This window comes from Paenarthrobacter sp. CAP02, assembly GCF_040137855.1.
Lineage (GTDB): Bacteria > Actinomycetota > Actinomycetes > Actinomycetales > Micrococcaceae > Arthrobacter.
This window is the reverse complement of record NZ_JBEEII010000003.1, coordinates 338,313-350,387: the sequence shown is the minus strand read 5'-3', so window position 1 is coordinate 350,387 and position 12,075 is coordinate 338,313. Positions and strand designations below refer to the sequence as shown.

Sequence of the window (12,075 nt, the reverse complement as noted above, 5' to 3'; positions counted from 1 at the left end):
GGGTTAGGAAGCCTTCCGTGCGGTGACGAGTGCGCCTTCGACGTCGGCGAGGAGTTCCTTCCAGGAGCCAACAAACTTCTCGAGGCCTTCGGTCTCCAGGAGGGTGACGACGTCGTTGTAGGAGACTCCCAGTGCTTCGAGGGCGTTGAGGGTCTCGTTCGCTTCGTCGTAGGTTCCCGTGATGGTATCCCCGGTGACGACGCCGTGGTCGAACGTAGCGTCGAGCGTTTTCTCCGGCATGGTGTTGACCACTCCGGCGGCAACGAGCTCGGTGACGTAAAGGGTGTCCGGGTATGCCGGGTCCTTGACGCCCGTGGACGCCCACAGCGGCCGCTGGGGCAGGGCCCCGGCCTCGGCCAGTACTGCCCACCGCTCGGTGGAGAAGAGCTCTTCGTAGACCTGGTATGCCAAGCGTGCGTTGGCTACGCCTGCCTTGCCCTTGAGTGCCTTGGCCTCCTCGGTGCCAATGGCGTCGAGGCGCTTGTCGATCTCGGAGTCAACGCGGGAGACGAAGAAGGAAGCCACGGAGTGGATCTTGGAGAGGTCGTGGCCGTTCTCCTTGGCCTGCTCCAGGCCGGACTGGAAAGCGTTGATGACGGCGCGGTAGCGCTCCAGGGAGAAGATCAGGGTCACGTTGACGCTGATTCCCTCGGCCAAGGTTGCCGTGATGGCTTCCAGGCCTTCCAGGGTTGCCGGGATCTTGATGTGGACGTTGTCCTTGTTGACCTTGGCGTAGAGGTTCTTGGCTTCGGCGATGGTTCCCTCGGTGTCCCAGGCGAGGCGGGGATCCACCTCGATGGAGACCCGGCCATCGACACCGTTGGTGGCAGCGGCGATCGGTGCGAACAGATCGCAGGCGTCCGCAACATCCGTTGTGGTGATTTCGAAGATGGTCTCTTCGACGCTGGCGCCGGCAGCGGCCTTGGCGGCGATGGTTGCGTCGTAGTCGGTACCGGCGGTGATGGCGGCGTGGAAGATGGACGGGTTGGTTGTCACGCCAACCACGTTCTTCTCGTCAATCAGCTTCTGCAGGGTGCCGGTCTCAAGGCGTGTACGGGAGAGGTCGTCGAGCCAGATCGAAACGCCGGCGTCGGAGAGTTGCTGCGTGGGAGTAGTAGACATGTGTTTTTCTCCTGTTTTGGGGTTCAGACTGTTACGCGTTGGTGTCCGCGAGGGAGTCTTTGGCTGCGGCGGCAACGGCTTCGGCGGTGATGCCGAACTCGTTGAAGAGCCGCTTGTAGTCAGCGGAGGCGCCGAAGTGTTCCAGGGAGATGGAACGGCCGGCGTCGCCGACGAATTCCTTCCAGCCCAATGCCAGGCCGGCCTCAACGGAAACGCGGGCCTTTACGGACGCGGGAAGGACGGACTCGCGGTAGGCCTCGTCCTGCTTGTTGAACCATTCAACGCAGGGCATGGAAACCACGCGGGCAGCGATGCCTTCGGCCTGCAGGGCCTCGCGGGCAGCAACCGCGAGCTGGACCTCTGAACCGGTGCCGATCAGGATCACCTGCGGGTCGACCGTCTCGCCGTCCTTGGAGGCTTCGGCCAGGACGTAGCCACCCTTGGCAACACCTGCGGTGGAGCCGAAGGTGTCACCGGCAGCCTCGCCTTCGCCGCGGGCGTAGGTGGGGATGTTCTGGCGGGTGAGCACGATGCCGGCCGGGTTCTCGTGGTTCTCCAGCATGGCCTTCCATGCGGCAGAGACCTCGTTGGCGTCGCCGGGGCGGACAACGTCCAGGCCCGGGATGGCGCGCAGTGACGCGAGCTGCTCGACGGGCTGGTGGGTGGGTCCGTCTTCGCCCAGGCCGATGGAATCGTGGGTCCAGACGTACAGGGACGGAACACCCATGAGTGCGCCGAGGCGGATGGCCGGGCGCTGGTAGTCGCTGAAGATCAGGAACGTACCGGAGAATGCCCGGGTGCGGCCGTGCAGGGAGATACCGTTCACGATCGACGCGGCAGCGTGCTCACGGATACCGAAGTGCAGGACACGTCCGTACGGGTTGCCCTTCCAGGCGTCCGTGGAACGCGACGTCGGGATGAACGACGGCGAATCTTCGATGGTGGTGTTGTTGGACTCGGCGAGGTCGGCGGAGCCGCCCCAGAGTTCGGGAAGGACCGGGCCGATGGCGTTCAGGACCTTGCCGGAGGCGGCACGGGTGGATACATCCTTGCCGGCTTCGAACACCGGAAGTGCGGCGTCAATGCCAACGGGAAGCTTCTTGGCTTCAACGCGCTCCAGCAGGGCAGCAGCGTCCGGGTTGGCGGCCTGCCATGCCTCGAACGAGGTCTGCCAGGCGGCACGCGACTCAGCGCCGCGGTCCAGAACCTTGCGGGCGTGGGCCAGGACTTCTTCGTCAACGTCGAAGGACTTGGCCGGGTCGAAACCGAGCACCGTCTTGAGCGCTGCGACTTCCTCGGCGCCCAGGGCGGAGCCGTGGATCTTGCCCGTGTTCTGCTTCTTCGGGGCCGGGTAGCCGATGATGGTGCGCAGGGAAATGATGGACGGCTTGTTCGTCTCAGCCTTCGCAGCCTGCAGGGCCGAGTACAGTTCCTGGACGTCTTCGACGTAGTCGCCGGTCTTGGTCCAGTCCACGCGCTGGGTGTGCCAGCCGTAGGCTTCGTAGCGCTTGAGGACGTCCTCGGTGAAGGCGATGTCGGTGTCGTCTTCGATGGAGATGTGGTTCTCGTCGTAGATCACTACGAGGTTGCCCAGTTCCTGGTGCCCGGCCAGCGAGGATGCTTCGGACGTGACGCCTTCCTGCAGGTCGCCGTCGGATGCGATCACCCAGATGGTGTGGTCGAACGGCGATTCGCCGGCGGGAGCATCGGCGTCGAACAGGCCGCGCTGGCGGCGCTGCGAGTAGGCGAACCCGACGGCGGACGCGAGGCCCTGGCCGAGCGGGCCGGTGGTGATCTCCACACCGGCGGTGTGCTTGTACTCGGGGTGGCCCGGGGTCAAGGAACCCCAGGTGCGCAACGCCTCAAGGTCCTTCAGTTCCAGGCCGTAGCCGGAGAGGAAAAGCTGGATGTAGAGCGTCAGCGATGTGTGGCCGGGGGACAGGACGAAACGGTCGCGGCCGATCCAGTCCGGGTTCTTCGGGTCGTGGCGCATCAGCTTCTGGAACAGCAGGTACGCTGCCGGAGCCAAGCTCATTGCCGTACCAGGGTGGCCATTACCGACCTTCTCCACGGCATCGGCGGCCAACACGCGAACGGTGTCAACAGCCTTCTTGTCCAGATCGGTCCATGACAGTTCTTGCTCTTCCAAATGTGGCACGAAAACCGAGCCCCTCTCTGTGCTGACGGCAGGCGTACGGACAGCACGCAGGAAGCACAGGATGGCGCCCGCTGCAATGTGTCTACCAGCCGTTCACCATTGAAACGTTGATCTCTCATCCAGACGCACGGATATCCGAGAATACGGTTTCCCGGATGGTCAACGTGTGCTGATCTGCTCACCAGCTTAGCCCCAAACGTGTCATGGAACTCAGGGAATCCCATTAACTGGACAGAAATTCCCTTATATGAATCACGATGGCCCGGCAGGGGAGTGAAGATTCGGAAACATTGACGAATTTTGCGGACATTGGGCCACTTCCGGCCACGGTATGATATTTGGAGGCCACCAGCGGTTCATGCGCCCGTGTTTGCTTTCGAAAACCGGGACGGCAGCCGCTGCGAGAACCCCAGAGCATAGAACAGAGTGACTGCCGCCGTGAGCACAACTGATACGCCCGTCAACGCGTCCCCGGCCCGGGGAAGCATTGGAATGTCCCGTAAATTCAAGGCGTATCTGGCTCTGACCAAACCCCGTGTCATCGAACTCCTGCTGGTCAGCACGCTGCCCACCATGATCTTTGCGCAGCGGGGATTCCCTTCCATCGGGCTGATCCTGGCAACCTTGGTCGGTGGCGCATTCGCTGCCGGCAGTGCCGGCGTTTTCAACTGCTACATCGACCGGGACATCGACAAACTGATGCACCGCACGGAGAAGCGTCCGCTGGTTACCGGTGAAGTGACTCCGCGGGAAGCACTGGTCTTCGCCTGGATCCTGGGCGCCGCTTCCATCGCGATCCTCTGGTTCGGCGCGAATCCGTTGTCCGCATGGCTTGGCCTGGGGGCAATTGTCTTCTACGTGGTGATCTACACCATGATCCTCAAGCGCCGCACAGCCCAGAACATCGTGTGGGGCGGCGCCGCCGGTTGCTTCCCGGTGCTCATCGCCTGGGCCGCTGTGACCAACACCGTTGAGTGGCCGGCGATTGTCCTCTTCATGGTGATTTTCCTCTGGACGCCTCCGCACTACTGGCCGTTGTCCATGCGCTACGGCGAGGATTACCGCAATGCCAACGTACCCATGCTCGGAGCAATCGCCGGAGCCAAAGTGGTTTCAGTGCAGGTTGTCCTCTATGCCTGGGCCATGGTTGCCTGCTCGCTCCTCATGGTTCCTGTTGGCGGTGCCGGCTGGGTTTACACCATCGTCGCGGTTGCTGCCGGCGCCTGGTTCCTCTACGAGAGCCACGCCCTCTACAAGCGTGCACAGGGCGGCGACGTCTCCAACAAGGGCGCCATGAAGGTCTTCCACGGCTCCATCAGCTACCTGACACTGCTGTTCATCGCGCTGGCAGTCGATCCCTTCATTGGTTCACCGCTTATCGGCGGCTAAGCCGACTCTTCAGTTACCCCAACGCAAAGGCACGACGCCGCTACTCACCTCGGGTGCGGCGTCGTGCCTTTGCTTTCACCCACCACACCGCGCCTGCCCACACCACCTACATGGCACCCTTCAGCACCTAGTTCAGGGCTTCCACCACTCATTTTCAGCGCAAACAACACCTAGTTGTGCTGGATGGCGACTAGGTGTCGCAATACACCCCCTACCGTTCGAAGCGGAACAAGGCTGTTCCATTTCCGACGAAGACTTGGGGAAGCGATGAAGAAGCTATTGCGTACCACCGGAGTGATGACCGTTGCAGGGGCTTCGGTCCTGACGGGCGTCTCCGCCGCCCAGGCTGCACCGGCTTGCTCCACGGCAAGGGTGTGCCTCTACGACGACTATTGGTTTACAGGAACGCAGCGAACCTTCGGCTGGGTAACCTCCAACGTCGGAACAGCAGCGAACGACAAGGCAAGTTCCCTGGTGGTAGGTCCAGCCGCTGATCCGGCTTCTCCGTACGTCTATTTCTACGTTGATGACAACTTCTCGGGTAACAGCATCATCTTCCGGGGCGGGAACGCCATGAACGACCTGAGGGGCAGTGCCATGGTGGCCGGCAGGAACTGGGACGACGAAATCACGAGCGTCTGGGGCTGACCGATTGCGCAATGCAACAACCCTGCTTCAAGCCGTAAGCAGCGCTGTGACGATGCTGGTGATTTCGGGCATCGTCACAGCGTGCTCGCCCGTGGGGCAAGTCGCGCCCGCGCCAACGTCAACGCCAAGCCTTCCTGTTGTGAATCGCGCAGCAGGAGCAGGTGCACGGGCGGTCCTCAATGATGCCACGGGAGAGGTAGTGCTCCCGATGAGTGCCTACTGGTACTCCGACCGGGAGAATGTCCTGGTCAATTCCGCGGTGGCATTCCTCGTCTACGACTGCGTCGAGCACGCAGGATTCACCGTGGCACCCTGGGGTGGCGACGGGAAAGCGCTTCAAGACCGCCGTTACGGGCAGTGGTCCGCAACGCTGGCCGCGAAGAACGGTCAAAAGCCAGAGATCCGTAAGATACCCGGCGTGATGCCCGAACAGCCGGCCAGGCCTGCCTCGAGCCTGGAGCATCAGCGGGCAGAAACCACGTGCACGAACTCTGTAGGACGGGCCGGGTTCCCGGAGCTCCTTGAAGGGCTGGCAGGTGACCTGTCTGTCCAGCAACAGATAACCCAAAATGCTGTAGGGCTGACAGAACAGGATGCCGAGTACGTGGCATATCGCGAGGCCTGGCAGAAGTGCCTCGCCGCGAAGGGACTGAAGCTCAGGGCCGGCGATACGTGGACTGTTGAGTCGAGCGGGTCAAAGGAGGATGAAATCCGCGTGGCTTTGCTTGACGTCGAATGCAAGGAATCCAGTGGCGGAGCACGCAAGCCGTATGACATTTTTGCGCAGTACCAGGCCGCTCAAATGAAGGATCACCAAGCCGAACTGAACGCCTTGGCGGAACAAAAGAGCGCCGCGGTGGAGCGGGCCAGGCAAGTCCTCCGCGATCATGGCGTGGCTGATGCCCGACTCTGAGACGGCACTCAGCCGCCGTGCCATGACGCGCGTGCCACGATGGTGGTTGCTCCTGTCCTGTGTCGCACTGGTGGTGGCAGGCTTGGTCGCAGCTTACTGGGCCGGATCGGCTGCAGCGGCTTCCGCGGGGCCACACTACGAGCCCCCTGCGGAGATTCCCGTCTCTGCGACTGTCCAGAAACGGGCGGTGAACCAGCAGGCCATCCTTACCGGCAGGGTGGTCGCCGGGGCAACGTCCGCTGTCCGGGCCAGCCTGCCTGAGGGTACAGACAGGCTGATTCTCACATCAACGCCGAAAGCGGCAGGGGACAGCGTGGCTCCCGGGGAACTGCTCGCCGTCGTATCCGGCCGCCCCCTCCTGATGATCCAGGCCAGCGTGCCGCTCTACCGCGACATCAAGCCTGGCGATGCGGGCATGGACGTCCAAGCGTTGCAGCGGGCCTTGGCCGGGCTCGGTCTTGCTGTGAAAATCAGTGGAATCTTTGATCAGCCCACGCAAAGTGCGTTGAAGACCTGGTACGGCAACGCAGGCTTCGAGGCGCCTTCACCGCTGGAACCTGTTTCCGCAGCCACGAACGGCGGCGGCAAATCCTCGAAAGCTTCGACCGTCATGTTTTCCTGGCGGGAATTTGTGCAGGTTCCTGGTGACACAGGCAGGATCGCCTCCATGGCCGCCGTCGGAACGCTGCTGCCGGAGGATGGTGTCGTTGCCCATATTGCCATTGCTGAGGACACGATCGTGGCGAGGGCGAATCTTCTTCAAGCCAAGGATTTCGCAGTGGGTGCGCCGGCCACCGTCAGGGCAGGCTCCACCAGCATGGATTCCGCGGTAGCCGCCGTCAGTGCCTTCGTAGAAGGAGATGAGAGCAAGAACGAAGTCCCGGGCGTGGACATCACCCTGCCCATACCCGCTGGAGCCCAGGGACTCAGTCCTGAACAGTCTGTGACCGTGACCTCGGGAAGTGTTCCTCCTGAATCGCTGGCGGTACCACTTATCGCAATCCGACAGGAGAACGGCATAGCATACGTCCAGCTCAGCGCCCCTGATGGCTCCCGCCGGATCGATGTGACCGTTACGGCGCAAGCCGACGGTTGGGCCGCCATAGACGACGGCGGAGGCCTCGCCGTGGGAGATTCGGTCCTGCTGCCATGAGGGAAGGAGAACATCAGCTACAACCGCACGACGGAAGGCCGCTCCTTTCCCTGCGAAATGTGGGCCGTGCATTCCCGGGCGCCAAGGTCCTGCAGGAGGTGGACCTCGATGTCCACCCCGGTGAATTCCTGGCGATCGTGGGCCCATCGGGCTCCGGAAAATCCACGCTCCTGAACATCCTTGGACTCCTTGATACCCCCAGTTCAGGCACCTACCTCCTCCACGGCGAGGACATTGCAGCAGTCCGGACCAAGCAGCGGGCCGAGTTGCGGGGGAGAGTCTTTGGTTTCGTCTTCCAGGAGTCGAACATGGTGGGCCGGGACTCAACGGCCCGTAACGCAGTACTTGGGCTCAGGGCGCGGGGCATTGCTCCGAAGACACAGGCACAGCTGCTGGTTCCAGCCTTGCGCAGGTTCGGGTTGGAGCACCGCAGGAACACACCGGCTTCCTTGCTCTCCGGGGGCGAACGCCAACGCCTTGCGATGGCGAGGGCCCTCATTGGAGCTCCCGAGGTGGTGTTGGCTGATGAACCCACGGGCAGCCTCGACTCTGCCAATGGGCAGATCGTTGTGGACCACCTCCGAGAGCTTCATCGGTCCGGCACGACCGTCATCCTGGTCACGCACGATCCGGGCCTTGCTGCCTCCGCGGACAGGATCGTGACCATGCAGGATGGCTGGATCGTCGCTGATACCGGCAGCTGCGAACCCGCAAGGACCGCTGCAGGCACGGATCCTGCCCCAGCCAGCCAGCGATCCGGGCTGGTACGGCGCCGTCGTCATGAAATCGTCGACCTTACGGCGGATGCACTCTCATCACTGACACTTCGCCCTGCGAAAGCCCTTCTCCTGGTTCTGGCGTTCCTGTTGGGAAGTGGTGGGCTTGGGGCGGCCGTGGGACTCAGTGAAAGCGCTGCCATCAAGGTTTCGACCCGCCTGGACGACGAAGCCCACGACGAGGTCAAAGTCTCAAGGAAAACCGGGTATTCATCCTGGGAAGGAGTACGGAGCGACGTGTCGTCGGTGCTGGCGTTACCGGGGGTGGTTGACGCTGGTGTGGTGGCAGACCTTCCAGCCAGCGAGGTACAGCCATCGACGTTCCGTCCGGGGTCCCTGCCGGCACCGGATCCTTTCAACGGTGCCGTCCGTGTGGCGGATTCCGCCTATCTGCGGATGCAAGGAGCAGCTGTCCGGTACGTTGACACGGCTTTGCTTGACCAGTCATTCGGAAGGCCCGTCGCTGTCATTGGCTTGGACGCCGCCCGGCAACTGGGCGTCGGCAGGCCAGGACCCGGCGTCGTGCTCTGGCTGTATGGCCAACCCGTGCCCGTAGTGGGAGTGATCGAAGAACCCGGCCGCGATCCTGTGCTCTCGGGTGCCGTGGTGGTGGGCGTTGGTTCCTATCCGATGACGTCGAAAATGGCAGCGCAGGTGGTGGTGCGTACCCAGCCCGGAGCGCCTGCTGCCATAGCTGAAGCGCTGCCGAAAGCCCTGGATCCGGCAGCGACAGATGCAGTTAAAGTACAGACCGTGGCGGACCTGAGGGACCTCAAGCACGGCATCAACACGGACCTCGGACGACTGGTGGCGATCGTTTCGGTGATCCTGCTTGCCATCGCCGGCCTCAGCGCGGGAACAACGATGTACGTGGGTGTTCTTGCAAGGTCGGCGGAGATTGCACTGAGGCTCGCCTTGGGCATGCGGAGAAGCACCGTAGCGGCGATGTTCCTGGTGGAGGGGGCAGTAGTGGGCGTCCTCGGAGGTGCTGCAGGGGCAACCGTTGGTATCTTCGCGGCGTTGGCCTATGCCTCCAGCGAAGGTTGGGTGCCGATCCTCCCCGATTACACGGCGAGCTGGGGAATCCTGGCCGGACTGCTCAGCGGGATTCTCTCTGCGATCTACCCTGCAGTGATCGCCTCACGGGCCAACCCGGCCCAATTGATCCGAAGCTAGCGGACCGGGCTGGACGTTGCGATGTCGGCGGCATTGGTGGCGGCGCTCATCAGGACGGCCGCTCCGAACATGTGCGCACCCACAAGCAGGGCCGGAATACCGTTGTAGTACTGCGTGAAGCCGATCACGGCCTGGAGCAGTGTCACCCCGAGCAGCAAGTAGGCCGCAGTGCGGAAAAGCCCCGGTATGCGGTGGCGGAGTACCAGGTAGATGGCGAAGAGGGTGCCGCCGGTGATGAGGTACGCAGGCACGGCGTGGATGTGCGAGAAAAGGTCCCAGTCGAGGTCGTTGCGTGGCGCGTCGGCGTCGCCGGCGTGCGGCCCGGCACCTGTGACCACGACGCCCAGCATGACGGAGAGAGCAGAGAAGACAGCAACAGCAAGCATGAGCGGACGGGCTACGCTTGGAAGCGCCGGCAGGGTGCGGTTCATGAAACGGCCGGTCCGGCCGTAGGCCCGGTTCACCAGGAGTGTCGCAAAGACGACCAGTGCCATGGACACCAGGAAGTGCAGACCCACCACCCAGGGGTTAAGGCCGGACAGGACAGTGACTCCGCCGATGATGGCCTGCGCCGGGATGCTTGCCAGCAGGCCCAACGCCAAAAGGAAGAGATCGCGCCGTTCCTTGCGGAGGTTCCACAAGTAGACCAACATGAGCGCGGCGACGGCCGCGAGGGCGAATGTCAGGAGTCGGTTGCCGAACTCGATGAATCCGTGAACTCCCATTTCGGGAGTGTTCACCAGCGAGTCGCTGGTGCATCGGGGCCAAGTGGGGCAACCCAGGCCGGAGGCAGTGAGGCGGACAGCGCCGCCGGTGACAACCAGGACGGTCTGCCCGATCAGCGAGAACAGGGCCAGACGGCGGACAGTCGTGTTGACCTCGGTCGGCAACTTGGACGTCAGGCGCTGGACGGTTTTCGGAAGGCGCGAAGCCGTGCTCACAGTTTTCTCACTTCTCAGTTCTGCTTGGTTGGTTGATTGCGGGCCGGGTTAGTTCCACTTGAACCAGCGAATGGCCGCGGCACCGGCCAGTACCGTCCACAGGAGGAGGACCAGGACGGCGGGCAGGGCGACGCTACCGTGCAGGAACGCTTCCCGCATGGCCTCGCCCAACGCTCCGGATGGAAGGTAGTGCACAATGCTCTGCACCAGGGCGGGGAGGCGTTGGGCCGGTACGACGATTCCACCCAGGGCCCCGAAGAGTATCCACACCAGGTTGGTGATGGCCAGGGTAGCCTCAGGGCGAGCAGTGCCGGCCACCAGCAGACCCAATGCAGTGAAGGACGCAGCGCCTAGCACCAGCAGGCCAAGTCCAGGAAGCCAGGCTTCGGGACTGGGCTGCCACCCCAGGAAGCCCGCAACGGCCCCCACCACCAGGACCTGGAGTACCAGGACCACCAGGACTGCCAGGACTTTACCGGCGATCAGCCCGGTCCGGCCGAGGGGAGTGGTGGAGAGGAAACGCAGCACCCCGTAGCGGCGGTCGAAACCCGTGGCGATGCCCTGGCCGGTGAAGGCCGTGGACATGGCGCATAGGGCCAGGATTCCTGGAGTGGCAACATCGACCCGGGAACCGCCAAGGCCGTCGAGCAGGGGGGTAACAACCAAGCCCACCAGCGCCATCAGCGGCAGGACGATCGCGAGGATGAGTTGCTCGCCATTGCGGAGCATAGTGATGGTTTCGTAGCGCCCTTGCTGCATGATCCTGCGGGGCAACGAAGCCGGCCCGGCGTTGGGTGTTAGCAGTTTGCTCATCGGACGTCCCTTCCGGAGATGTCAAGGAACACGTCTTCAAGGCTGCGGGCTTCCAGTCGCAGCGACGCGGGCATGATGCCCCGTTCAGCCCACCATGCGGTCAGGGCGGCCAGGTCACCTGGAGTGAGTTCGCCGGTAACTGAGTAACTGCCTGACCGGTTCTCGCTGACCCGCAGCTCGCGGCCAAGGACCCCTGTGAAGTCCAGGCCGGGGGGAGCGTCGAAGTACAGGGTCCGCTCGGCAATGCTGGCCTCAGTACCGTGGTCGTGCCGGAGGAGATCGGCAACAGTACCCTCCACGACGTTATGGCCGCCGTCGATGATGTAGACATAATCCGCAAGGCGTTCGGCGTCGTCCATGAGGTGCGTCGTCAGGACGATCCCCATACCGGCGTCGCGAAGTTCCGCAATCAGGTCGAAGACCACCTGCCGCGATTGCGGATCCAGTCCCGCGCTTGGCTCATCCAGGAACAGGATTTCGGGGTTTCCCACCAAAGCCGCCGCCAAGGCCAACCGCTGCTTTTGGCCCCCGGAGAGCCGGCGGACAGTGGTCCGGCTGAACTGGTTGACGCCGAGCCGCTCCACCAGCGCGTCGATGTCCATGGGGTTTTGGTACATTCCGGCGATGTGCCGGAGCAACGGGATGGGACGGGCCGACGGCGGCAGGCCGCCGTCCTGGAGCATCACGCCGACCCGGGACCTCAGATGGGCACCCGCCGTGTCCGGGTCCTCACCGAGAAGGGAGATGCTGCCTCCGGTCCGCTTCTGCAGTCCCTGGGCACACTCAAGGGTGGTGGTCTTGCCTGCGCCATTGGCTCCAAGCAGGGCCGTCACTTGGCCGCGCTCAGCCACCAGGGACAGTCCGCTGACTACCCGGAGCATTTTGCCGTCAAGGGAGGCCAAAGGGCCTACATCCTTAATAAGTCCGTCTATGGTGAGGACAGGGGAATCGGGTGATCGCACCAAAGTATTCTACGTGAAGTAGTA

Annotated in this window: 10 protein-coding genes; 5 read left to right on the top strand and 5 right to left on the bottom strand. The window is 63.2% G+C overall.

What is annotated here, in order from left to right; all coding sequences use genetic code 11:
* Window positions 1-3: 3 nt before the first annotated feature.
* Together tal and tkt are read right to left on the bottom strand one after the other, a co-directional pair.
* Entirely contained in the window at window positions 4-1,122 is a 1,119-nt protein-coding gene (tal, locus tag ABHM97_RS07210; RefSeq protein ID WP_235521735.1) for a transaldolase, read from the bottom strand.
* A 31-nt stretch (window positions 1,123-1,153) separates the two neighbouring features.
* Entirely contained in the window at window positions 1,154-3,271 is a 2,118-nt protein-coding gene (gene tkt / locus ABHM97_RS07205; protein ID WP_257368433.1) for a transketolase, read from the bottom strand.
* A gap of 435 nt (window positions 3,272-3,706) precedes the next feature.
* Between tkt and ABHM97_RS07200 the strand changes: the two genes are divergently transcribed.
* The 5 genes from ABHM97_RS07200 (at window position 3,707) to ABHM97_RS07180 (ending at window position 9,335) form a co-directional block, all read left to right on the top strand.
* The gene (locus ABHM97_RS07200) at window positions 3,707-4,669 is read left to right on the top strand and encodes a heme o synthase (protein WP_257368138.1); all 963 of its coding nucleotides are present in this window, start codon (window positions 3,707-3,709) and stop codon (window positions 4,667-4,669) included.
* A 267-nt stretch (window positions 4,670-4,936) separates the two neighbouring features.
* A complete protein-coding gene (locus tag ABHM97_RS07195; RefSeq protein WP_349470111.1) occupies window positions 4,937-5,317 on the top strand; it encodes a peptidase inhibitor family I36 protein in 381 nt (126 codons plus the stop codon).
* Between the two features lie 139 nt (window positions 5,318-5,456).
* Window positions 5,457-6,230 carry a hypothetical protein gene (locus ABHM97_RS07190; RefSeq protein WP_349470110.1) on the top strand — a complete coding sequence of 258 codons (774 nt, stop codon included), beginning with the start codon at window positions 5,457-5,459 and terminating at the stop codon, window positions 6,228-6,230.
* Window positions 6,217-7,383 (top strand): efflux RND transporter periplasmic adaptor subunit, encoded by a 1,167-nt coding sequence (locus ABHM97_RS07185; RefSeq protein ID WP_349470109.1) that lies wholly within the window; start codon window positions 6,217-6,219, stop codon window positions 7,381-7,383. The genes ABHM97_RS07190 and ABHM97_RS07185 overlap by 14 nt, the downstream gene beginning before the upstream one ends.
* 59 nt (window positions 7,384-7,442) lie before the next feature.
* Window positions 7,443-9,335, top strand: coding sequence for an ABC transporter ATP-binding protein/permease (locus ABHM97_RS07180; protein ID WP_349470108.1), 1,893 nt, complete (start codon window positions 7,443-7,445; stop codon window positions 9,333-9,335).
* Here ABHM97_RS07180 and ABHM97_RS07175 read toward each other — a convergent pair.
* Genes ABHM97_RS07175 through ABHM97_RS07165 form a run of 3 tightly spaced genes read right to left on the bottom strand, consistent with a single transcriptional unit; the run spans window position 9,332 to window position 12,051 of the window.
* Window positions 9,332-10,276, bottom strand: a complete 945-nt coding sequence (locus tag ABHM97_RS07175; RefSeq protein WP_349470107.1) for a COX15/CtaA family protein — start codon at window positions 10,274-10,276, stop codon at window positions 9,332-9,334. The genes ABHM97_RS07180 and ABHM97_RS07175 overlap by 4 nt on opposite strands.
* Window positions 10,277-10,324: 48 nt before the next feature.
* Window positions 10,325-11,089 carry an ABC transporter permease gene (locus ABHM97_RS07170; protein WP_235521742.1) on the bottom strand — a complete coding sequence of 255 codons (765 nt, stop codon included), beginning with the start codon at window positions 11,087-11,089 and terminating at the stop codon, window positions 10,325-10,327.
* On the bottom strand, window positions 11,086-12,051 hold the full coding sequence (locus ABHM97_RS07165) for an ABC transporter ATP-binding protein (RefSeq protein WP_349470106.1): 966 nt from the start codon (window positions 12,049-12,051) through the stop codon (window positions 11,086-11,088). The genes ABHM97_RS07170 and ABHM97_RS07165 overlap by 4 nt, the downstream gene beginning before the upstream one ends.
* Window positions 12,052-12,075 lie beyond the last annotated feature (24 nt).